This window comes from Lyngbya sp. PCC 8106 (assembly GCF_000169095.1).
GTDB lineage: Bacteria > Cyanobacteriota > Cyanobacteriia > Cyanobacteriales > Microcoleaceae > Capilliphycus.
Map to the genome: position 1 here is coordinate 1 of NZ_AAVU01000064.1, position 22,347 is coordinate 22,347.

The window sequence follows — 22,347 nt, forward strand, 5'->3', positions numbered from 1 at the left end:
TGGATGGAACCAATATCAAAGGTCAAGTCTTTACAGTGTTTGTAATTACCGTTGCAGCAGCAGAAGCGGCTGTCGGTTTAGCAATTGTATTAACCATTTATCGAAACCGCAATACGGTTGATATGGAAGAATTTAACCTGTTGAAGTGGTAATTTAATCCCCTCTAACACCCCGTTTGTAAAGGAGGAAATGAAACAAACACTTACCCTTTGCAACGGAATAAATCAAATAGAAAGTCCCCCAATTACCCCCAACTTTCAAAGTCCCCCATAATTGGGGGATTTAGGGGGCGGGGTCACGGGGGCGGGGAATTTAGGCGAATAATATAATATGTTAAATTAATTTAAAATTCCCATCTCATAAGACGGTTGCCATTGATATTGACTTAGCTTGATTTTCCCGTCTGAAGTAAAGACTATCCCTTCTTCTTCAAGTCGTGTTTTTTGATAATAATCTGTTCCCTGACGTAAGGTTGAATGAGAAATTTCGCCTTTAGCGTTAATCACCCGATACCAGGGAATATCAGAAGATTGAATATCAACTCGATACAACGCATAACCGACTAAACGGGCTTTTCCGGCTAAATTTGCCAACTCTGCAACTTGTCCGTAAGTCGCAACTTTTCCTACAGGTATTTGACGAACAATATCATAAATTTTATCATAGGTAGACATAAATTATTTCTCTAAAGAGGAAAGAGTAGAGTGATAAGTGAGGTTTAACTCCAGCCAATTTGAACAGCAATAAACAGGAAAAACATCGCCCCTAAAAACAAAGAAACCATTAACGGCATAATCCAACGTAACCAAATTTCATAGGGAATTTTAGCGATAGAAAGAACCCCCATTGTCACGCCACTGGTGGGGATAATCAGATTATTTAAACCATCTCCCATTTGAAAGGCTAATACTGCGGTTTGTCGGGAAATTCCGAGTAAATCACTCAACGGCGCCATAATTGGCATAGTTAACGCAGCTTGTCCTGAACCCGAAGGAACAAAGAAGTTTAAAATCGCTTGAAACCAAAACATTGCTTGTACCGAAATCACCGCAGGTAAACTTTCAACTATTTGGGTAATTTGAAATAAAATAGTGTCGATAATTTTCCCTTCTGTGGCAACAATTAAAATCCCCTTACAAAATCCCACAATTAAACAAGCCATCATCATTTCTTTTGCCCCCTCAACAAAAGCGTTGGTGGTTTGAGAAAGAGAAAGTCCACCTATTAATGACGAAAAAATTCCTAAACCTAAGAATAATCCGGCTATTTCGGTAATATACCATCCTTGAGTGGTGACACCCCAAGCGAGAGTAAAAATTGTGAGTAAAAAGAGAATTAAAACAATAATTCTATTAACAGTTAGCGGATATTCTCTAACTTTTGCTTCTGATATTTTTGTTGTTTCCAGGGAATATAAAAGACTATTTTCCCGATTAACATCTTGACGATAAATATACCACAAAATATAAGCGATCGCCATCACAGAAAATACAGCCCAAACTAAAAGTCGGTAACGAATTCCGCTAAATAGTGGAACTTGAGCAATTCCTTGAGCAACTCCAACAGTAAACGGGTTTAAAAATGCTCCAGCAAAGCCGACACCTGCCCCGACAAAAGGAATAGCAACCCCGGTGATTTTATCATAACCCAAAGCTTGCGCTAAGGGAATTGTGATTAATACAAAAACTAACACTTCTTCACTCATACCAAAACTCGCCCCACAGAAGGAAAAAGCAAGAATTAATATCGGAATGATTAGCCATTTATACGCCGGATTTCTAATCGTTAAATGAACTAATTTTTCTAATCCTGCATCGATAGAACCTGTAGCATTTACCAAGCCAAATGCACCCCCAACAAAAAAAATAAAAGCAATCACTTCAGCCGCTGAAACAAATCCTTTAATGGGAGCAATAAAAAAGCTAAAAATACTTTGAGGGGAAGACTCTACAACTTGATAAGAACCCGGTACAACAAGAATACGATTTCCGACTATTTCTCGAACGTATTCTCCAGCAGGAATAATCCAAGTTAGAACAATAATCAAAAGAAGAATACCAGAAGAAATGACAAGCGTATCTGGTAGTTTAAATTTTTTCATGGGATAATTTTTACAGTTTAGGTGGAATTGTTTCTGAGGAGAATTCAGGCTTTAAGTCTCGTTCCATTAACGCTTCTACCGCTTCTTGGGGAGAAATTTGATTGTTTAATAATCGATAAACCTGTCCAGAAATCGGAACATTAATCTGTTCTCGACGAGCAATTTCAATTAAAACATTCGTTGTATTAACCCCTTCTGCTGTACTCCCTAAATCTGATAAAACCTGTTCTAAAGTTTTACCTTGGGCGAGTCCATAACCCACCCGATAATTGCGACTTAAATCACTACTACACGTTGTTAACATATCTCCTAAACCAGATAACCCAAAAAAGGTTTCTGTTTTTCCACCGAGATGCGTTCCAATTCTAATAATTTCGGGTAAAGCCCGAGTTAATAATCCGGCTTTAGCATTCATTCCTAAGTGTAAACCATCGCAAACTCCAGCCGCGATCGCAATCACATTTTTGAGAGTTCCGCCTAACTCCGTTCCCACCGGATCAGAACTGGTATAGACGCGAAACCGTTTAGAAGAAAACACTTGCTGCACAATTTTTGCTGCATTTATATTTTGACTTGCTACCACAGTTGTCGCGGGTAATTCTTGTTCAATCTCTTTAGATAAATTCGGCCCAGAAAGCACAACAATGGGATGATCAGAACACCGACTCGACCAAATTTGTGAAGGAGTAAAAGTTGTGTCTTTATCCAGACCTTTTGTTGCCGTAACAATCGGAATATTTTCTTTTAATTTGATGCTTTGAATTTGAGTTGAAGTTGGGGAAACTCCAGGCATAGAAACCGCAGAAAGCACTAAATCTACATCTGCAACCACTTCCTCTATTGAATTGCCTAAACTTGGCGACCAAATCCGAACTTGATGACCATTATACCGAGCTAAACCTGCTAATGCAGAACCCCAAGCACCTGCACCTAAAATCGCTAGTAATTTGGGCTGAGAACTTAAAGATGAATTGAGATTTTCTGAGGTCTTTGTCTGGAAATTAGATGGCATCATAAATTCACAAATAGCAAAGCAGGGTTTAATTGTTGAGTTAAATCTAAAATATACCTTACATATACAGAACTCGCCGGAAAAGTAATGTTATTAAAGAGAAGAACTAAAATGGGGATCGCACTGATCACCGCTCGCTCCGACCCAGGGCAAGCACAGAATTAAATTTTATTTAAGCCAAACAATGAGCTATCAACCCATTCAAAATTACGGTATTATCGGCAATATGTATACCACCGCCTTGGTGGGACGTAATGGCTCAATAGACTGGTTTTGTTTTCCAAATCACGACTCCCCCAGTGTATTTGCATCAATTTTAGATCAAGATAAAGGCGGATATTTCAAGATTTCCCCAGCTATTCCTGATGTTACTCAAAAACAACTTTATTGGCCGGAAAGTAATATTCTCGTTACCCGTTTTTTAACCTCCGATGGTGTGGGTGAAATTGTTGATTTTATGCCCGTTGGTTTAGGAGAAGACGAAATCGGCTATCATTCCCTAGTCCGAGAAGTGCGAGTCGTTCGCGGTAGCATGACCTTTATTGCTGAATGTGAACCTGCTTTCAACTACTGTCGCGATGAACACGAAATCGACATCACCCCCAAAGGTGCCTGTTTCTACTCCTCAACCCAGAATTTGGGACTTGCCACCGATATTCCCCTCGAACCGAAAAATAAAGGTGTCTGTGCCAAATTTGTCTTAGAAGCGGGAGAAATCGCCGTCTTTGTCTTACAAGGAACTGAAGCCGGGGCGGGTTGTGGTTTACCGATTAAGCCTTCCCAAGCCACAGAATTATTTAAGCATACGGTCAACTATTGGCGAAACTGGCTGTCTAAATGTACTTATCGGGGACGTTGGCGGGAGATGGTCGAACGTTCAGCATTACTCTTAAAACTCCTGACATTTGAACCGACAGGTGCGATTATTGCCGCTCCAACCTGTAGTTTACCAGAAGGCATTGGCGGAGAACGAAACTGGGATTATCGTTATACTTGGGTACGAGATGGAGCCTTTACGTTATATGGCTTGATGCGAATTGGCTTCACCGAAGAAGCAGAGAAATTCATGGGATGGATAGAAAATCGGTGTAAAGAACTCAATGCTGATGGTACGCTACAAATTGTTTATGGGATTGATGGTCGTCATATTTTGACTGAAGAAACCCTCGATCATTTAGAAGGATATCGTCAATCAAGTCCAGTTCGGATCGGGAATGAAGCCTACACACAACGTCAGTTAGATATCTACGGCGAGTTGATGGATTCGGTTTATTTGTACAATAAATATGGTACTCCGATTTCCTATGAACTTTGGTCCCAACTGCGAAAACTAATTAACTGGGTTTGCGATAACTGGCAAATGAAAGATCAAGGCATTTGGGAAATGCGGGGCGATGAACAAGCTTTTGTCTATTCTCGTTTGATGTGTTGGGTTGCCCTAGATCGGGGGATACGACTGGCTGACAAACGTTCTTTTCCGGCTGAACGTCTACATTGGTTAGAAACTCGCGACAAAATCTATGAAGAAATTATGGAAAAAGGTTGGGACGAAGAACGACAATCTTTTATGCAATATTACGGCAGTGATACCCTCGATGCCGCGAATTTAATGATGCCGTTAGTGTTTTTCCTCTCTCCCACTGACCCACGAATGTTGAAAACGCTAGATGCGATGAATAAACCCCCAGAACAGGGAGGATTGGTTTCAGATAATCTCGTTTATCGTTACAACGTTGATGAAACTCATGACGGTTTAGAAGGGGAAGAAGGAACATTTAATATTTGTACATTCTGGCTTGTTGAAGCCCTGACTCGCGCCGGACATCTCGATCAAAAACGTTTAGAATCTGCTCGTTTGATGTTTGAAGGAATGATCGGTTATGCTAACCATGTTGGACTCTTTGCTGAAGAAACTGGCCCGACAGGAGAAGCGCTCGGCAATTTTCCCCAAGCCTTTACACATTTAGCTTTGATTAGTGCGGCTTGGAACCTCAACAAAGCCCTCGGAGAGCATGAATAATAGGTTGGTTACTACTTTTCTTTTGATTTTTTAAACCCATTGCGATCGCTGTTCCTGTCCTTTGAGAATAGCGATCTCTTTTCCTTGAATTTGACTGGATCTGTGACGTTTAAAAGGCAAAACGCTTCACGGTAAACGATAAACTCCTTCAATAAATGTCGATACAGAGTCAGCACCGGGCGAAAATCAAGGACGAACTTTTGTTGATCCAAGTGGATTTCCTGTGTTTGTTTCTCTCAATCCAAGTTTTGATAATGCGCCTTTTGATGCGGGTAATTTGTTTGCATACCTCGAAGAAAGTAAGTCCGTACCTGAACCAACAACAACTGCGGGTTTACTCATCTTTAGTGCATTAGGGGCTGCATTCAGTCGTCAGAAAAAATAGGTAATGTTCTAGAATATAGGATGAGCAAAATTTATCCTATATTCTAATAAAAATTGATGAGAACTCAATTGTAAAATTCTGTTAATTTTTTGTCTCTCTTAGAGAAATTGACTCTATCCTAATAGGCAAGTTAATGATCTTTCTCTATGGAGTCAGCACCCCGCTCTAAAGAGACGGGGCATCATGCCTCTCTTTTTAGGTAGCTGACCAGCCTAAGTCCCTTGAAGGCTACGTTATCGGCAAGAGTTAAAGTTCCTACCCGGAGATGCGTGGCCAGTCTCCGGCTCTAGAACCACAGCATTAAACAGTCCTACGAGGGGTAAGACAGTGTGTTGTGGAAAGTACCGACCGATAACATTGGCGAGGCAAACATTACCCTAGAAATGGGTGTGGGGGCAACCATACCCCCATTAATTTTTTTACAGGCGGTTAAAACCGCTCGTGTCGAGTTTCCTCCCCGGTCTAAAGACACGGGGCTTCCACTCTACCGGACTATTTCCCGTGATTTATGTTTTCAAAACCTTCTGTTAACTTGCTGTTAACTTCTGTTTTTACTTCAGCCTTTGCTTTGGTGGGAACTGCGGCGAATGCGTTAACTTTAAACGGTTCTTCGGGAAGTTGGAGTAACCCTATCGACGGCAATTTTATTCAGTACCAAACCATAGGCGAAGACAACCAAATTCGTTGGGGAAATCCAGTTACTCCAGGAAAACAAAGTGGACTTGGGTTTACAGGTATTGATTCGACAGATATTGAACTCGAAAATGTTTTTCAAATTGGCATTCTGAGTCATTTCAATAACGTTATTTATGGAAATACAGCCGCCTCTGCGGTTAATTTAAGCCTTGATTTAGATTTTGCAGAATTGGGGTTAAAAACCTTTGATTTCAACTTAGAAATCGACGAAACTCCCAATAGTGGAAACTGTCCATACGTCAGTACAAAAGCCTGTTCTGACAAGATTTCCTTTCCAACTGCTTTCTCACCGGAAAGCTTTGAAATCGATGGAGTTAGCTATACTTTATCCTTAGTTGGCTTTAGTTATGGTGCTGATCAATCTATTCTCAGTGATTTTATTTCCCAAGAATATGAGACATCAGAAGCCATTTTATATGGGAAAATTACAGCAGTTGAAAACCTAACAGCATTTTCTACACAGCCAGGAAAACAAGTTTCCGAACCGCAAACACTGGGCGGTATTTTAGCTTTGGGCTTAATCTTAACTAATCGGATTTTAAAACGAGATTGGTTAAAATAGTATTCATTTTGTTGCCACATTCAATGTACTCTCTTTGGGGAATAGATTCACCCATAATTCCCGCCCCGGCGTTCAAATGAATGCTATTTCCATATTGATAAGCTGAACGAATTGGAATTGCAAAATCAGCTTGTCCTTCCCCGTTCAACCAACCAATCGCCCCCGCATAAATCCCTCTGGGTGTATCTTCTAAACGATCAATCCAAGCAATCGCCTGAGTTTTTTCAATTCCTGAAACCGTAATCGCTGGAAACAACGCTTTTAAAGCATCCCAAGGTGTTTTATCCGCTTGTAGTTGTCCGACAACATGAGAGGATAAATGTTGAACATAAGGATATTTTTTGACCTGCATAAAATCTGATATTTTCACCGTGTTTTTAACACAAATTTCGCTCATTTCTCGTTGAACTAATAAAATTGAAAGGGCGTGTTCTTTGACTTCTTTCGCATCCGTAAAAAGTTCTCGCTGAAGCTGCTGATCTTCTTCTAAATTCTTCCCTCGGGGTCGAGTTCCCGCCAAAGGATTTGTGACTATCCAATGATCAGCATGAATTTCCATTAAAATTTCTGGACTAAATCCAACCCCTTGCACTTCTCCAAACTGAAAACAATAGGAACGTGCAGAATGATTTCCTTGATAACCGAGTGCATAAGTTCCTAAAAGATCAAGTTCTCCCGAAAATTGAATCGAACGACAAATAATTGCTTTTTGTAGTTCTCCGGCTTGAATGGCTTGAATCAGTTGTTCAACTTTTTGAATATATTGTTGTTTTTCCGTAAAATACAATTCAGGTATTGTCGTCGCAGAATAGGATTTTGAAGCCGTTTCTAGTTCACAGATGGCTTGTAACTTAGATAAATGATTTAAACTTTTGATATAAACTCCTTCTGAGGTGATACGGAGTTCAGTTTCAGGGACAAAAAAATACAGTAGAGGTTGATTAATTGCTTTGGTATAAGGATAATAGAAACGAGCCATATCAAAGCTAATATAGCCATAGGCTGTCCAATTCTCAATCGGTAAATTTGCAAATGCTGATTCGACTTGTTTGAAAGGATCTTGGATGGGTTGTAATTGCAGTTGATCTAAACTCTGAATTGAAAGTTCTTCTAGACTAACAGAGATGACAGCTAAAGCATTCGCTGCGATGCGAACCTCCTGTTTTTGGTGGTACATCATATAATCAAAAAATAGCCCAGATTCTAGCAGATTTTGCAACAAAATCAGGGAGTCTATTTGACCGGGGATAAATCGTTCTTGATAAGTCAGCATTGAGTATAGATTAAAGTACACCAAGCCAGTTAATGGTGTTTAGGGTGAAAGTTTCAATTTTTTTAATGTACCATTTGTACCCTTTCGATTCTGATTAAAAACTGTTGCAGATTTCAATCAGTTCAGGAATTTTTTCTCCTGAGAACGATTTCTAGGCTAAGTTCGTATCGTTAGAATTGATCCAAGCAACTGAAGTGAAGCGACGGGTCAACTAGAATCTCAGGCAGTGACTTTAGCATTCTCGTGAACATCTGTCAAGCAAACTTAGTCAACAAGCTGATCTGAACTTTGAGAATTGCACTGATTAGAGAAAATCGACTGAATAAGATTATACAGTTCTATTAAACGAACCAGATATGATCCCCAAACGAGCATCTATCGCAGGGAGAATTCTCCTACTCTTAATTTTGGAGACTCAACCTGCATTAAGTTTACCCCCGCCCGACTCACCCGATCACACCTTGCAACAAAGCCGACAACTTTACGAAGCAGGAAACTATCGGGCTTCGGCTGAACTCCTTCAACAAGCTGTCTCTGACTTCGCTACCCAGGGAGATCCCCTCAATCAAGCGATCGCCTTGAGTAATCTGGCGTTAGTTTGGCAAAAATTGGGAGAGTGGGAACAAGCGACAACCGCCATTAATAGCAGTATCATGCTGTTAAAACCGATCTCAGAACCCCGTATTTTCGCCTCTGTCCTCAATATTCAAGGTCAACTATTCCTACAGCAAGGACAGCCCGAACAAGCCTTAGAGACGTGGAAACAAGCGGCTAAACGATTTGATCAAGCCCAAGATCTCAACGGAGTTCTCACAACTGAGATTAACCAAGCACAAGCCTTACAAGCGTTAGGACTCTACCGCCAAGCCTTAAAAACATTACAGCAAATTCAGGAAAAATTGCGATCGCAACCCGACTCTTTACTCAAAGCAACAGGACTGCGAAGTTTGGGGGAAGCTTTACGAGTGGTTGGGGATCTCAATCCCTCTGAAACGATTTTACAAGAAAGTTTAGAAATTGCTCAACTTCTAGATGCGACTCAAACCCAAGCCGAAATTTTACTCAGTTTGGGAAATACCTATCGCGCCCAACAGCAACCCCAAAAGGCGATCAATGCTTACCAGGAAGCAGCGCGCGCGGCGACTTCTCCCCTAACTCAAATTCAAGCCCAACTTAACCATCTGCGTCTGTTAACCGAAGTCGAGATCACAGAAACAGAAAGTCATGATTCAGCGATCGCATTATGGCGACAAATCCGAGTACAATTATCTCAGCAACCTGCAAGTCGGACAACGGTTTATCTGCGGGTGAATTTAGCCGAAAGTGTGCTGAACTTATCTCAACCGGAAATAGAAGTTGCAGTTGACCTTTTAAGCGAAGCCATTGCGATCGCCCGAGAACTACAAGATACTAGAGCGCAAGCCTACAGTTTAGGTAGTTTAGCAGCAGTTTACGAACAAACCCAACAATGGGAAATGGCGCAACGTCTGAGTGAACAAGCTTTACTGTTAGCCCAAGCGATCAATGCACCCGATATTAGTTATCGTTGGCAATGGCAGTTAGGTAGACTGTTAAAAGCCCAAGGAAAAACCCAAACGGCGATCGCAGCTTATTCTGAAGCGGTCAACACGTTAGAATCGTTGAGAACGGATCTAGTTGCGGTTGATCCCGATGTTCAGTTTTCCTTTCGAGAGAGTGTTGAACCCGTTTATCGGCAGTTAGTCAGTTTAATTTTACAACCGCCTGCTCCCGGTGAGGTTCCCAGTCAGGAAAATCTCAAACAAGCCCGAGAGTTAATTGAGTCCTTACAACTGGCAGAATTAGATAATTTCTTTCGGGAAGCTTGTCTAGATGCGGATATTCAACCCACGGCAATTGATCAAGTTGATCGGTCAGCGGCGATTATTTATCCGATTATCCTAGAGTCTCGCTTAGAGGTGATTTTGTCTTTACCTGGTCAACCTCTACGTTCCTATTCTACACCCATAGACTCCCAAAAAGTGGATGTGACAGTCGGAAAACTGCGACAGCTATTTGTTCCGGTGTTTTCATCTGAGGAACGTTTGACTCTCTCTAAGCAGGTGTATAATTGGTTAGTGCGTCCAGCAGAAGCCGATCTTGATGCTAGTCACATCAAAACCCTCGTATTTGTATTGGATGGTTCTCTGCGAAATCTGCCGATGGCAGCCCTTTACGATGGGCAACAGTATTTGATTGAAAAATACAATCTTGCTTTGACTCCAAGTTTACAACTGTTGGCACCGCGATCACTAAGCGAAAAATCTCTACAAACCTTAATAGTGGGATTAAGTGAAGCTAGTCAAGGCTTTGCAGCTTTACCTGCGGTTGAGTTTGAACTCGAACAAATTCAATCTTTAGTTCCGACGACAGCATTCCTCAATCAAGAGTTTACCCAGGAGGTATTAGAAAAACAATTAAATCAAAGATCGTTTTCAATTGTTCATTTAGCCACTCATGGTCAGTTTAGTTCTCAAGCGGAGGAGACATTTCTATTAACTTGGGATGGTCGAATTAATGTCAAAGATTTTGATCGGTTATTGCGATCTTCTCAAAATGATCTTCAACCCATTGAACTCTTAGTGTTGAGTGCTTGTCAAACTGCGACAGGTGATCAAAGGGCAGCACTCGGGTTAGCCGGGGTTGCTGTTCGTTCTGGGGCGCGAAGTACCTTAGCAACCTTATGGCAGGTTAACGATGTTTCTACAGCCCTCCTAATGACAGAATTTTACCGCAACTTGACTCTCTCGGGAGTGAGTAAGGCCGAAGCCCTACGATCTGCTCAGTTAAAATTGTTACAGGAAAGCCAATATAAAGATCCCTACTATTGGGGGGCGTTTGTTTTGCTTGGAAACTGGCTTTAATCCGGTTGCATATTCCCCAATTTCTCTAAGCTTTCTTGATAGAAGTGCTAAAAAAGACTTAAGCAAAGCTTAAACATTTTTGCATCATAACAGAGTGGGAATTGCTATCTTAGATCATAGCGACCTCAGTAATAAGCTCCGTTAACAGGAGTCAAAGCTCACCCGTTTAATCAGACCCTCAACTTCCAGAGGATAACTATAAACTGGGGCATCTGGCGATTATAATTACACCTTCATTATGAGGCTCAACCCCAAATGCAAAGACAATATTTGTCTCAACTCTTTTCTCAACAGTTCATAAGCGTTTTAGTCACGGTTTCTGTGGGACTGGCGATCATCCCTAGTTTACCCGTCAAAGCCGAAAAATCATCATCTCAACAAACAAGAGTTAGTGTAGCGTTTCAACCCCCCGCAGGACAAGGAATGCCAAATCGTACCGCAGGGGGGGCTTCCCGTACAGGCAATAACTGCCCTATCTTATCAGCAAACCAAACCCAGCTCACCGCTTTAGTTCCTGCGCTACAGAAATCCAACGATATCAGTTCCAACTTAACGGGATTAACCATCGAAGGAACCCCTACATTTTACTTCTTTGTACCTGCAATGGCAGCCCAAGAAGGTGCATTTAGCCTCAAAGACGAAAACGATAAAGACATTTATCAAACTCGCCTCCCGCTTTCTGGTAAAACAGGTATTATCAGTGTTAAACTGCCTTCAGATGTACCGCTTAAAGTCGGTCAGTCCTATCGTTGGTCTTTTGGTCTGGTTTGCCAAGCCCAGTCCCCTCAACAACAACCAGAAGTTGTATTTTTAACCGGAGAAATTAGCCGAGTCCAAGCTGATAGTGCTTTATCTAACCAACTTCAGCAACTCACTCTTTTAGAACAAGCTGCTGTTTATGCCCAAAACGGAATTTGGTTTGAGAGTTTAGGAATTTTAGCCAATTTACGCCAAAATCAGCCGAATGACTCAATGCTTGCTAGTAAATGGGAGGAACTTTTAAAATCTGTGGGACTCGAAGAAATGGCTCAACAGCCCTTCATTGACTAATTAATTTTGTCGGGTAGGTTGAGTTATAAAATGAAGTGTAATCGCCAGAGAAACGTTTCTTCAAAACCTGCCCAAACTCACGAATCAATGGGTGTTATGAAGTTTGAAGTTCGTAACCGAAAAAAAAAAAGCTTTTTTGGGCTTAGGAACTTTAAACTTTCGCCCGCAGTTTTCCTTTTTGAAGTCTATCAGGCGTTGGTTAATTGTTCCTGCTGTCGCCTTCTTGGTGATTGCATTACGTTTGGCGGGGGTGTTACAATTGGTCGAATGGGCAGCGTTTGATCAAATGATGAGTCTGCGTCCTCTTGAACCCTTTGATGAACGCATTGTGATCGTTACCATTGATGAACCCGATATTCAAAAAATTGGACAATGGCCGATTCCCGATACTATCCTAGCCGAATTGATCGAGAAGCTTAAGCAACAACAACCTGTCGCCATTGGTTTAGACATCTACCGAGATTTACCTGTCCCACCCGGATACGAACAACTCCTCAACATCTATCGCACTACACCCAATTTGATTGGAATTGAGAAAGTTGTTAGTGATGCAAATGGTTCCTCAATTGCTCCCCCTTCTCTGTTAAAAGAGCAAAATCAAGTCAGTGCAGCCGATTTGGTTTGGGATGGAGATGGCAAAATTAGACGGGCTTTATTAACCATACAACCCCCAGACGGTGAAATGGTCATGAATATTGGCTTACAACTGGCGTTGATGTATTTACAAACCCAGGGGATAACACCAGAAATGACAGCCAACAGCGAAGTCAAACTAGGATTTGGGGTATTTACTCGTTTTACCGCCAATGACGGGGGTTATATACGAGCAGATGACAACGGCTATCAAGTTTTATTGAACTATCGCGGTTCACTAGATAACTTTAAAACGGTTTCGGTTTCTGATATCTTAGCAGATCGGATACCCCCAGATTTGATGCGGGATCGGATTGTATTGATCGGGACAACCGCTCAAAGTCTCAATGATTTATTTTTTACTCCCTACAGTAGCAGTTTATTCGGAATGAGTGACCGCACGCCAGGGGTGATTGTTCATGCCAATATTGCCAGTCAAATTCTCAGCGCTGCCCTCGATAACCGACCTTTATTTAAAGTGTGGTCAGAAACGGTAGAATGGTTTTGGATTTTGTTGTGGTCAGCAGTGGGAATGACTATCGGATTGAGTTATCGTCCGACTCAGGGAATTATTAGGATTCTTCTGGCTGGAATTAGTTTAACCGTTATTTGTTATCAAGCTTTTTTACGGGGCTGGTGGATACCGATCATTCCCCCGTTGTTGGGGTTGTTAGGTTCAGGAACAGCAATTACAGGTTATATTGCTCATCAACAACGTCAAGAACGACAAACTTTGATGAATTTGTTTGGCCGTCATCTGACCCCAAAAATTGCGGATGAGATTTGGCGAAGTCGTGATGAACTGTTAACTCAAGGTCAGTTGCTCGGACAGAAAATGACGGCAACGATTCTATTTGCTGATATTAAAGATTTTAGCACGATCGCTGAATCAATGGAACCGGATCGTCTGATGTTTTGGCTAAATGAATACATGAATACAATGGCCGATACTGTACTCAGCCATGATGGGATTATTGATAAGTTTATTGGTGATGCGATTATGGCAGGGTTTGGGGTGCCTTTACCTCGAACTCAAGAGTCAGAAATTGCCGAAGATGCGATTTTAGCGGTTTCCTGTGCAGTGGCAATGGCGGAAAAATTGCGATCACTCAATCACAAATGGAAACAAAATGGACAGCCTACAGTTTCGATGCGAATTGGAATTGCAACCGGGGTTGTGGTCACGGGGAGTTTGGGCAGTTCTCAACGGATGGATTATACCACGTTGGGCGATACGGTGAATATTGCAGCGCGTTTGGAGAGTTATGATAAGTCTTTTGGTCAGGGGCTATGTCGAATATTAATTAGTGATAATACTTATCAGTATATTCAGGATCTATTTTCTACGAGTTTGGTTGGTCATGTTCAGTTAAAAGGCCGACAAAAATCGGTAGATGTTTATCAGGTATTAGATATCCAGATTTAGGATGATCAATTTAGTTTTCTTCTGACTTCTAACTTCTCTAAAAAAACCCCATAATATTAGTTTTCAGTTTGTTGATTTTAATCAAGATTACTTTTGAGTAAAACAAACAGACTCCCCTCACCTCCTCGACCAATGCGTAAGGTTTCATCAAGATAAGTGATGTCTAGACTCGGAATTCGTCCAACCGGACTACGAGCCGGTACAATACGAGCAGGATTTAACGTTGGCGTGTTGACACCGACAATCCTAGAAACACCAAGATAACGATTTTGAAAATAAACATTAATACGGCTATCGGGTAAGTTTTTTTCATCAACAACAACTTCAAAACGAGCGGTGACTTTGACTTCCCCCTCAATTAACCCCAACGAATGTTGAACAAATGCTTGATTACAAAAAGACTGAGTAGCGACATCAATCACTTGATAAATTTTTCCCACCTTTAAACCGAGTGGTAGTGCAGAGAGATTGCGAATTTCTCGTGCAGTTGAATAGAGAAGTTGCCAAGCCCCATCGAGGAGTTGGGGGTTAAACAATAAAGGACGATAGTTAGGGTTAATTGCTTCTAACTGAACAACAATTGCTTCAATTTCTTGGACGAGATTAGGTTTAATTTTTTGATTGGTCATTGGCGCACCATCAACGCCTTGGTATTGAGAAGAAACGGACTGGAGGGTGGCTATTAATTTTTGTTTTAACTCTTGAGGTGTAATCAGTTTTTGCATGAGGATCTCCATCATAAATGATTGTTCTTAAGATCATTGACACTCCCGGTCGTAAACAACGGGGATTCTTCGTTCTACGACTCGACTTGCTGAGACAGGATTCCTCCTATCACAGTAGAGGTTGAATCTCCAGAAGCGTTCGGATCTAAGATCCAAGTTCCGGTATGCCCTACCGTACTTAAAGCAGAATTTAGAATATTAATTGCTGCATTGTGATCTCTATCTAGCTCACATCCACATCGACAAACGTGAGTTCGAGTTGATAGAGATTTTTTAACTATTGTTCCACAACTTGAGCAATTTTGAGAAGTATAAGCAGGATTGACAGCTACTGTAGCCCGACCAAATTTATTCCCAAAATACTCCAACCATTTTCTAAATTGATACCAACCCGCATCATTAATCGACTTGGCAAGACAATGGTTTTTTACTAAGTTTTTAATCCTTAAATCTTCGTAAGCGACCAAATCGTTAGATTGGATTACGCAACGCGCAACTCTCTTTGCGTGTTCTTCACGTTGCCTACTTATTTTAAGGTGTACTTTGCCTAGTCGTTTAATGGCTTTTAATCGGTTGGCACTGCCTTTTTTCTTGCGAGAAACACGTCGTTGATAAAACTTTAATCGTTTCTCACTTTTTATGTAGAAACGGGGATTGGGTTCAGTATTGTTATTGCTATCAGTGTAGAACTCTTTCAAGCCCACATCTAACCCAATTGTTTTCCCTGTTGGTTTTGTTTCTATCTTCACATCAACTTGGATGCAAAATTGAACATAATAACCATCCGCCCTTCTAACCAGTCTGACCCGTTTAATCTGTTCAACAGGATAGAATGCCAAATCCCAAGTTCCGACAAGCTTGAGTTTTCCAATCCCCTTTTTATCAGTGAACTCGATCTGCTTAGGATCTAGAAGCCTCCAGCCTGATGTCTTATATTCGACAGAGCGAGAATACTTTTTGAACTTAGGATATCCTATCCCCCCTTTGATTTCCCCTTTATTAAGAAGGGCGAGTGAGGATTTTTTACAGTTCTCAAAAAACCTAGCAATAGCCGACCAACACCTTTCTACAGATGCCTGACAAGCGTGGGAGTTTAAATCCTTGACAAAAGGATACATAGCTCGGAGTTCGGTGTTGTATCGATACAACTCTTTTCTTCCTAAGTCACGATTGTCCATCCAATACCGCAAGCATGAATTCCGCACAAACTTAGCTGTTCGGATAGCTTCATCGATTGCCTTATATTGATATGGCTTCCCTTTTGCCTTGAATTCGTAAACAATCATTGACGCTAGATTATTTGGCGTATATCAACAATATATCACCCGTAGCTCGGTTTGTGTGCATCGACTTGAGTTAACCGTCGTGAACGACGGGGCTTGTACCCGCTTTCCTTGGTCAGAAGTCAGTCGTTAAAACCACCACTGTTCCCTGTTCCCTGTCTCCCTACCTCCCGCATAGAGGTTTGCCACTCCCCTCAACGCGGTAGGACTGTCTGGGGGGATAGGATATCCGGTAAAGCAGGTATTCTCTGTTACAACATCGCCAATAGTATTTGCTATGTTAGTGGTAGATAATTTTTTTATAAAAAGTGGTCATTTTGTCAAACTCTTGTTACCTTTTGTAATAATAGGATCAACGATATCCGATTTGGACTATCGTCCCTCTGGTCTCAACTGTGATTAAACGACAAAATCCACCCGACTCCATCAGGAGTAACAGCCTCTAAGTTTCATTATGGAGAACCAAGATGAACCAACCCAGTGAACTTTCTATCGAACAACAGTTCAATTTGTCTTCGTTCAAAATGCAGGTTAATCAAATGAGTCGAGAACAGGCTCAAGAATTTTTGGTTAGCCTTTACGAACAAATGATGGTACGAGAGAATATGTATCAGCAATTTCTCAAGTATCAATGGGGACTAGAACCTGGCTCTGACCAAGAGTAGAGTTTGACGTTTGCCGTTGAGCAACCTCTATCTCTTACTTTTTTCTCACAGTAGAAACAAGTTGGGGTACTGGGGTATCAACTGGCATATGATTTCCAATCAGGTTGACCAGTCCTGAAGACTGAAGTGATTTTACATTGAAATTAATATTTTTTCTGAGTGTATTTTTGACACTCCCGCGCCGTTTACGGCGGGGATTCTTGGTTCAGCGAGTCCACTTAATACAGACAGGGCGACCTATCTATACCAGAGATGGATTCTCCTCAAGCGTTTTGCTCCATTTCAGAAACCTGTTTGGGTATGCCCTACCCTACAGTTCAAAACCTAAAATCTTGGTTTCTCTGTACTTGTTGCGTTGCGCGCTAATAAGCGCACAAGCTTTCCTGTGCGGAACCCCATAACTTCAGTGCGTCAAGGTGCGCTGCCTTTCGGCGACTGGGTTTTTAGTGTGGTTGATTACCCTTTCCACAAAAGAAAGTTTAACATAAAGCCGTCCTAAAGGACGGGGCTTGTATCCCAATTTTTTCGGTCAAGTCTTGATCATTGAATCATTTCACCTAACTTTTAAGACTTCACCACTCCACGAATCTGTAAAGTTAGCTTGAGTGATCAGGGTTTACGCTCCAAAACCGTTTCCATCACACTCACCAGATTCAGATGATGACCCGCCATAATACCACTAGAGTAGTAATATCGATCAGAGTCTATCTGGCGTAAAGTCTCAAAACCGCTACGTCGCTGGCTTTCATCTCCTAATACCCAATAACGCTGCACTATCGACTCCGGGCCAATTAATCCTTCACCCTCAATATTTCCCAACTCACTGTGTTGTAAAACAAAGGTATATTGGCGTTCATTCGTATCAAGTCGTCCCCGATACTGTAGGATAATATCATCGCGATCGCTATCGGGAAAAATCAGCTTTGTCACCATACTGAACCATTCCATTTGATTCCAAGCCACAAGAGTTTTTCCTTTAACAGTGATAGGAAGTTGATTTCGGTCTATCCAACTTCCTTCCACCATCCACTGACCCGGTTGGATGAGAAATGTGTGATCCACAATGATATCCTCTACTGCACGCGAGGTTTCTAGCCAGTTAAACGAAAGGAAGACACACCAAGCTTCTACTTGATACTGACCTATCCTTGCGCCTCTATCGTACCACGTGGGTTCCCCAGGCTGTATGAATTTCCCCTAATATAACGGCAGTTTTAGCGCCCGTGACTTCGGGTAAATTACCCACTGTTCCTTGAGAACGCCAATAGGCTAACACCGCAAATGCAATTGCTTCTTTAAAATTGGCATCCATTCCCACCTCAGAAGTCGTTATCACAGAGATCGGATTTAATCGCCGTTGTAAACTCTGTTTGAGAAAAAGATTATGACTCCCGCCACCACAGAGTAAAACTTGATCGGGCATTTGAGGTAAAAACTGGCGATAACTCTGTTCTATCGATGCAGTTGTGAGTTCCGTTAAAGTGGCTAACAAATCAGCCTCACTTAAATTGTAGGGTTGAGCTGCTGTTAAACACTGTTGCAGATAATCTTGACCAAAAAGTTCTCGTCCGGTAGACTTCGGAGGAGGTTGCTGAAAAAAGTCTTGTTTGAGCCATTGCTCGACTAAGCTCATACAAGGTGTTCCTTGGGTTGCCCAAGCCCCATCTTGATCATAGGTCTTGGTACCGTGAGAAAAAGATTGTATCGCTAAATCTAATAAACTGTTTCCAGGCCCGGTATCCCAACCGATAATTGGATCTGAAGAATTGAGTCCGTCAGGCGGTAGATAAGTGACATTCCCAATACCACCAATATTCTGCACGCAACGCCTGTAGGTGGGATGACTCAAAATAACAGCATCAACCCGAGAAACCAGGGGCGCTCCTTGACCTCCAACAGCAATATCTGCAACTCTAAAATTACTCACTGTGGTCAGATTTGTCCGTTGGGCAATGACGGCCCCTCGACCCAACTGAAGACTATACCCTAACTGATTTTCTTTTTGAGGACGATGATAAACCGTCTGACCGTGAGAACCAATTAACGTCGCCCCGAGTTCAAATCCATCTTGAATGGCTAGTGCAGCTTGAGCAAATTCTATCGCGATCGCATCATCGAGTTGAGCCAGTTCCGCCATAGAGATCGACTCACCGCCACACAGACGGAGAATTTGACTCCGCAATTCTGGTGAATAGGGATAAGTTTGGGCGGCGATCAGTTGTATCTGCATCGAAGTTGAGGAACTGTTGATTTCTACAAAAGCGGCATCAATTCCATCGACAGAGGTACCACTAATCAGACCAATGACACGAACCATTATCCCTTCTCAATCACGAATTGTTATGATCCGATAAACTCGGTTCAACCGAAATGACAATCACAGTAATGTTATCTTTTCCTTCGAGTTGTTTGGCTTCCTTGACTAAAATATTGGCGATCTGTTCACAGCTTTGAGCCAATTTGAGTTGGTTTGTAATCACCTCATCATCGAGTTCTTCGGTGAGTCCGTCACTACACAACAGTAAGCGATCGCCAACTTCAACCTCAATCGGTTCGATCTCAACAAATGATAAATCTTCTCGTCCCAGACACTGAGATAAGACATGACGCCAAGGATGAATCCGAGCTTCATCATTCGTCAGCACTTGACGCTTGACCGCTTGAGCGACCCAAGTTTGATCTTCTGTAATTTGTTTAAGTTCTTGTTGATGCAGTTGATAGACCCGAGAATCCCCAACATTAGCACACCAAGTCTGACCTGCCTCTCGAAACAAAGCCACAACTGCGGTTGTTCCCATATCTGATCGATCAGGATGAGAGTGCTGATCGCGGACAATTTCCTCATTTGCTGCCAGAAAAGCTTCTTTCAACAAAGCACAAACATCTGGATTATCCCAATGAGTATTGAGATAGTCTCTAATGGTTTGAGCAGCGATCTGACTCGCTTCCTGCCCTCCGGCGTGTCCTCCCATGCCATCAGCCACGATAAAGAACCGTCCCTGAGGATCGATATAAAAGGCATCCTGGTTAACGGCACGAACATTTCCTGTATCCGTCAGACCCGCAAAATCGAGTTTCATAAACGAATAGTTTAACTGCTTCAGCTCCCTAGAAGTATTAATCTTAACCTAAATTCAGGATAATACAGATGCAGACTTCTCACTCAATTACCCCTTAGCGGTTAGGCAACCCAAAGGAAACTCCTTGTTTCTACCGCAGACGAGGCATCAATTGTGTTTATTATGATACCATTTGTCACCCAGATGTTTAGTTTTAGATTACACTTGGCAAAAGTCAACTGTATGGAGAGTTTACACATTCTCTGTTTGCCGCTTTTACATCATTCGGTCAAAGCGATCAATCCGTCTTAATAGGCGGAAGAACGCAATTCCCATTATAAAAGCTAGGAAAACCACAACTCCAGCCAACCAAACCTTATCACTAATGAATAACAGCGTTGCCGATATCGTAAATGCACCCGTGAGCAGAGCATAATTGGTGCCCATCTGAACATTGCTGACCCGGCGCAAAATCCGATCAGTTTCTGTGGCCCGCACTCGCATCCGAAGATCCCCTTGATCAAGTCGATCAAGCGTGTCTTCAATGCGTCGAGGTAAACCTAAAGCCGTTGAACTGACTTGAGCCGCTTGACGTCCAAACTCATTAAAAAGACTATTGGTTGTCTCGGAAAGATTTGTTTCTGACATAAGTTGCATCGCAAACGGTTGTGCGACCTCCATAAAATTAAAATCTGGATCTAAGCCTTTACCCACCCCTTCGAGTGTCGAGAAGGCTCGCATCACAAAGGTAAACGTCGCCGGAAACCGAAAGGGCTGATCATAGGCGATCTCGTAGAGGTCATCACTGATCGCCGCCACAGACTGTTCTTCAAAGGGTTTATCCATGAAGTGATCCAGCATATACTGAATTGAACGCCGCACGGCACCCATATCCCCTGTTGGCGTTAAAGCTCCGAGATCAATCAAAGACTTAACGACCCGATCTGCATCTTTTTGAGCAATACCAAACAAAGTCTGCATCAGCTTTTCCCGCAGATTCGAGGTAATTTGTCCCATCATCCCGAAGTCATAAAAAATTAGCTTTCCTTCTGGACTGACGGCAATATTACCCGGATGAGGATCCGCATGAAAAAATCCATCGTTGAGAAGCTGGAGTAAATAGGCTTCAGCTCCCATATTTGCTAACTTACGGCGATCCAATCCCGAGGCTTCTAGTGCTTCATAATTGCTGATTTTAATTCCAGGAACATATTCTAAAGTCAATACACGGGGGGATGAATATTGCCAATGAACTCGCGGCACCCGCACCCAATCACAGGAGCGAAAATTGCGCCGAAAGGTATCGGCATTGCGACCTTCATTGAGATAATCAATTTCGAGCCACAAAATGCGACAACATTCATCATAAATACCTAACCAATCTCGACCTCTACCCCATTTCGGATGATTTTGGAAGTAGCGAGCAATGCCTTTTAGAATCGCTAAATCGATCTCAAACAGCTTTTTGAGTCCGGGTCGCTGGACTTTCACCACAATCTCAGTACCCGAACGCAGTTGCGCCTTGTGAACTTGACCCAAACTAGCGGCGGCTAGGGGAATGGGGTCAAAGCTGCGAAAAAGCTGGTCAACGGTTTTCCCAAAATCATGCTCGATAATTTCCTGAGATTGTTCATAACTGAACGCAGGAACTCTATCTTGTAGCTTTGAGAGTTCTTCAACGTATTCGACGGGAAATAAATCCGCCCGGGTTGAAAAGAGCTGTCCAAGCTTAATAAAGGTTGGCCCCAACTCTAAGAAAGTTTCTCGAACCCAGCTTGCTTGAGCGCGGCGTCGAGCATTTTTCTTGTCATCGGAGTAACCTCCCCAATAGCTCCATTGCTGTTGATCGAGCCATAACCAAGTTAACCAAGTCAGAACAAACGTCCAGATGTCAACAAAACGCCGTTGACGAGAGTAGTTTTTGCGATTCCAACGATAGGCTTTACCTCCATGTAACTTCCGATTCGTCGCTCCGACGGAAGACGCAGCAACACGCTCGGCGTGCCGCTTGGGGTAAGTCGAGTTATCAATAGGGACAGACACTCGAGTTTCCAAGTTTTGTTTCCGGTAATTTTCGTGTTTTATAAGTCATTTTAATCAGTGGAGTCTGTGATCGACTTACTGATTACGATTACGATAACGTTGCAGCTCTGATCGCAGTTCGGCGATTTCTGCTCGTAGTTCATCGATCGTAGCTTGCAAATCAATCGATTGGGAATTGGCTCGGCTACTTCCATAGGAAGAAGTTGTTCCCTGATTGGTCATTTGAGCTTCTTGATCGGCTCGTTCTAAGACTTGTTCTGTAAATTGTCGCAGATTTTCTCGTTGCTCTGCATCAAATTTGCCCAATTCACTCAAAGCATTGGTAAAAAGGTTTTCTAATTGTTCGTAAAGGCCTTCTGCAACTGCTCGGCCTACAAAAAAAGCGTTAACCGTTGGCTTACTCATAAAAAAGTTTTACTAACTTCCGTAACAAATTATAACGTGCTGACTCCCGGAAAGGGAGACAATAAACTCAGACTGATCGAGTGAACTTTTGATCAGGATCAAAGTTGACTACAAACGAGACAAGACA

Annotated in this window: 19 protein-coding genes and 1 pseudogene; 9 read left to right on the forward strand and 11 right to left on the reverse strand. The window is 42.2% G+C overall.

Annotated elements, in window-relative coordinates; all coding sequences use genetic code 11:
* Positions 1–152 (forward strand): annotated as a pseudogene (gene ndhE / locus L8106_RS26920) (photosynthetic/respiratory NAD(P)H-quinone oxidoreductase subunit E); the annotation flags it as partial.
* Positions 153–338: 186 nt separating this feature from the next.
* On the opposite strand, the gene L8106_RS26925 reads toward ndhE, so the two are convergent.
* From L8106_RS26925 to L8106_RS26935, 3 genes are read right to left on the reverse strand one after another with little or no spacing between them, the layout of a single operon-like run.
* The gene (locus L8106_RS26925; RefSeq protein WP_009787708.1) at positions 339–674 is read right to left on the reverse strand and encodes an MGMT family protein; all 336 of its coding nucleotides are present in this window, start codon (positions 672–674) and stop codon (positions 339–341) included.
* Between the two features lie 44 nt (positions 675–718).
* Positions 719–2,101, reverse strand: coding sequence for a YfcC family protein (locus L8106_RS26930; protein WP_009787709.1), 1,383 nt, complete (start codon positions 2,099–2,101; stop codon positions 719–721).
* Positions 2,102–2,111: 10 nt separating this feature from the next.
* Positions 2,112–3,113, reverse strand: a complete 1,002-nt coding sequence (locus L8106_RS26935) for an NAD(P)H-dependent glycerol-3-phosphate dehydrogenase (protein ID WP_009787710.1) — start codon at positions 3,111–3,113, stop codon at positions 2,112–2,114.
* A 184-nt stretch (positions 3,114–3,297) separates the two neighbouring features.
* On the opposite strand from L8106_RS26935, the gene L8106_RS26940 reads away from it, so the two are divergent.
* The 4 genes from L8106_RS26940 (at position 3,298) to L8106_RS26945 (ending at position 6,776) form a co-directional block, all read left to right on the forward strand.
* Positions 3,298–5,133 carry a glycoside hydrolase family 15 protein gene (locus L8106_RS26940; RefSeq protein WP_009787711.1) on the forward strand — a complete coding sequence of 612 codons (1,836 nt, stop codon included), beginning with the start codon at positions 3,298–3,300 and terminating at the stop codon, positions 5,131–5,133.
* Between the two features lie 223 nt (positions 5,134–5,356).
* Complete coding sequence (locus tag L8106_RS31810; RefSeq protein ID WP_009787712.1) at positions 5,357–5,518, forward strand: PEP-CTERM sorting domain-containing protein; 162 nt, start codon at positions 5,357–5,359, stop codon at positions 5,516–5,518.
* A gap of 329 nt (positions 5,519–5,847) precedes the next feature.
* Positions 5,848–6,060 (forward strand): hypothetical protein, encoded by a 213-nt coding sequence (locus tag L8106_RS32660; RefSeq protein WP_156803840.1) that lies wholly within the window; start codon positions 5,848–5,850, stop codon positions 6,058–6,060.
* A complete protein-coding gene (locus L8106_RS26945) occupies positions 6,027–6,776 on the forward strand; it encodes a THxN family PEP-CTERM protein (protein WP_009787713.1) in 750 nt (249 codons plus the stop codon). Before L8106_RS32660 ends, L8106_RS26945 begins: the two co-directional genes overlap by 34 nt.
* Here the strand turns inward: L8106_RS26945 and L8106_RS26950 are convergent.
* Entirely contained in the window at positions 6,742–8,049 is a 1,308-nt protein-coding gene (locus tag L8106_RS26950) for a salicylate synthase (RefSeq protein ID WP_009787714.1), read from the reverse strand. The genes L8106_RS26945 and L8106_RS26950 overlap by 35 nt on opposite strands.
* 356 nt (positions 8,050–8,405) lie before the next feature.
* Here L8106_RS26950 and L8106_RS26955 point away from each other — a divergent pair, with 356 nt between their 5' ends.
* The 3 genes from L8106_RS26955 (at position 8,406) to L8106_RS26965 (ending at position 14,040) form a co-directional block, all read left to right on the forward strand.
* Entirely contained in the window at positions 8,406–10,931 is a 2,526-nt protein-coding gene (locus L8106_RS26955) for a CHAT domain-containing protein (RefSeq protein WP_009787715.1), read from the forward strand.
* A 255-nt stretch (positions 10,932–11,186) separates the two neighbouring features.
* Complete coding sequence (locus L8106_RS26960; protein ID WP_009787716.1) at positions 11,187–11,981, forward strand: DUF928 domain-containing protein; 795 nt, start codon at positions 11,187–11,189, stop codon at positions 11,979–11,981.
* 178 nt (positions 11,982–12,159) lie between these two features.
* Positions 12,160–14,040, forward strand: coding sequence for a CHASE2 domain-containing protein (locus tag L8106_RS26965; protein ID WP_232228583.1), 1,881 nt, complete (start codon positions 12,160–12,162; stop codon positions 14,038–14,040).
* Between the two features lie 77 nt (positions 14,041–14,117).
* Here L8106_RS26965 and L8106_RS26970 read toward each other — a convergent pair whose 3' ends face one another.
* Both L8106_RS26970 and L8106_RS26975 read right to left on the reverse strand, forming a co-directional pair.
* Entirely contained in the window at positions 14,118–14,765 is a 648-nt protein-coding gene (locus L8106_RS26970; protein ID WP_009787718.1) for a PAP/fibrillin family protein, read from the reverse strand.
* A gap of 74 nt (positions 14,766–14,839) precedes the next feature.
* Complete coding sequence (locus L8106_RS26975) at positions 14,840–16,051, reverse strand: RNA-guided endonuclease TnpB family protein (RefSeq protein WP_009787719.1); 1,212 nt, start codon at positions 16,049–16,051, stop codon at positions 14,840–14,842.
* Positions 16,052–16,515: 464 nt separating this feature from the next.
* On the opposite strand from L8106_RS26975, the gene L8106_RS26980 reads away from it, so the two are divergent.
* Entirely contained in the window at positions 16,516–16,713 is a 198-nt protein-coding gene (locus tag L8106_RS26980) for an NblA/ycf18 family protein (RefSeq protein ID WP_009787720.1), read from the forward strand.
* Between the two features lie 609 nt (positions 16,714–17,322).
* Here the strand turns inward: L8106_RS26980 and L8106_RS26985 are convergent.
* The 5 genes from L8106_RS26985 to L8106_RS27005 form a co-directional block, all read right to left on the reverse strand.
* The gene (locus L8106_RS26985) at positions 17,323–17,775 is read right to left on the reverse strand and encodes a hypothetical protein (RefSeq protein WP_009787721.1); all 453 of its coding nucleotides are present in this window, start codon (positions 17,773–17,775) and stop codon (positions 17,323–17,325) included.
* 94 nt (positions 17,776–17,869) lie between these two features.
* Positions 17,870–19,030 carry an anhydro-N-acetylmuramic acid kinase gene (locus L8106_RS26990; RefSeq protein ID WP_009787722.1) on the reverse strand — a complete coding sequence of 387 codons (1,161 nt, stop codon included), beginning with the start codon at positions 19,028–19,030 and terminating at the stop codon, positions 17,870–17,872.
* Between the two features lie 13 nt (positions 19,031–19,043).
* Positions 19,044–19,793 carry a PP2C family serine/threonine-protein phosphatase gene (locus L8106_RS26995; protein ID WP_009787723.1) on the reverse strand — a complete coding sequence of 250 codons (750 nt, stop codon included), beginning with the start codon at positions 19,791–19,793 and terminating at the stop codon, positions 19,044–19,046.
* 255 nt (positions 19,794–20,048) lie between these two features.
* Positions 20,049–21,815: an AarF/ABC1/UbiB kinase family protein gene (locus tag L8106_RS27000; RefSeq protein ID WP_039897389.1), complete on the reverse strand. Its 1,767-nt coding sequence runs from the start codon at positions 21,813–21,815 to the stop codon at positions 20,049–20,051.
* A 75-nt stretch (positions 21,816–21,890) separates the two neighbouring features.
* Positions 21,891–22,220, reverse strand: coding sequence for a DUF6825 family protein (locus L8106_RS27005; protein WP_009787725.1), 330 nt, complete (start codon positions 22,218–22,220; stop codon positions 21,891–21,893).
* Positions 22,221–22,347 lie beyond the last annotated feature (127 nt).

Excerpts from the sequence above, each read along its gene's own strand:
- L8106_RS26925 (WP_009787708.1), bottom strand. The coding sequence starts at position 674 with ATGTCTACCTATGATAAAATTTATGATATTGTTCGTCAAATACCTGTA.
- L8106_RS26930 (WP_009787709.1), bottom strand. The coding sequence starts at position 2,101 with ATGAAAAAATTTAAACTACCAGATACGCTTGTCATTTCTTCTGGTATT.
- L8106_RS26935 (WP_009787710.1), bottom strand. The coding sequence starts at position 3,113 with ATGCCATCTAATTTCCAGACAAAGACCTCAGAAAATCTCAATTCATCT.
- L8106_RS26940 (WP_009787711.1), top strand. The coding sequence starts at position 3,298 with ATGAGCTATCAACCCATTCAAAATTACGGTATTATCGGCAATATGTAT.
- L8106_RS26945 (WP_009787713.1), top strand. The coding sequence starts at position 6,027 with ATGTTTTCAAAACCTTCTGTTAACTTGCTGTTAACTTCTGTTTTTACT.
- L8106_RS26950 (WP_009787714.1), bottom strand. The coding sequence starts at position 8,049 with ATGCTGACTTATCAAGAACGATTTATCCCCGGTCAAATAGACTCCCTG.
- L8106_RS26955 (WP_009787715.1), top strand. The coding sequence starts at position 8,406 with ATGATCCCCAAACGAGCATCTATCGCAGGGAGAATTCTCCTACTCTTA.
- L8106_RS26960 (WP_009787716.1), top strand. The coding sequence starts at position 11,187 with ATGCAAAGACAATATTTGTCTCAACTCTTTTCTCAACAGTTCATAAGC.
- L8106_RS26970 (WP_009787718.1), bottom strand. The coding sequence starts at position 14,765 with ATGCAAAAACTGATTACACCTCAAGAGTTAAAACAAAAATTAATAGCC.
- L8106_RS26975 (WP_009787719.1), bottom strand. The coding sequence starts at position 16,051 with ATGATTGTTTACGAATTCAAGGCAAAAGGGAAGCCATATCAATATAAG.
- L8106_RS26980 (WP_009787720.1), top strand. The coding sequence starts at position 16,516 with ATGAACCAACCCAGTGAACTTTCTATCGAACAACAGTTCAATTTGTCT.
- L8106_RS26990 (WP_009787722.1), bottom strand. The coding sequence starts at position 19,030 with ATGGTTCGTGTCATTGGTCTGATTAGTGGTACCTCTGTCGATGGAATT.
- L8106_RS26995 (WP_009787723.1), bottom strand. The coding sequence starts at position 19,793 with ATGAAACTCGATTTTGCGGGTCTGACGGATACAGGAAATGTTCGTGCC.
- L8106_RS27005 (WP_009787725.1), bottom strand. The coding sequence starts at position 22,220 with ATGAGTAAGCCAACGGTTAACGCTTTTTTTGTAGGCCGAGCAGTTGCA.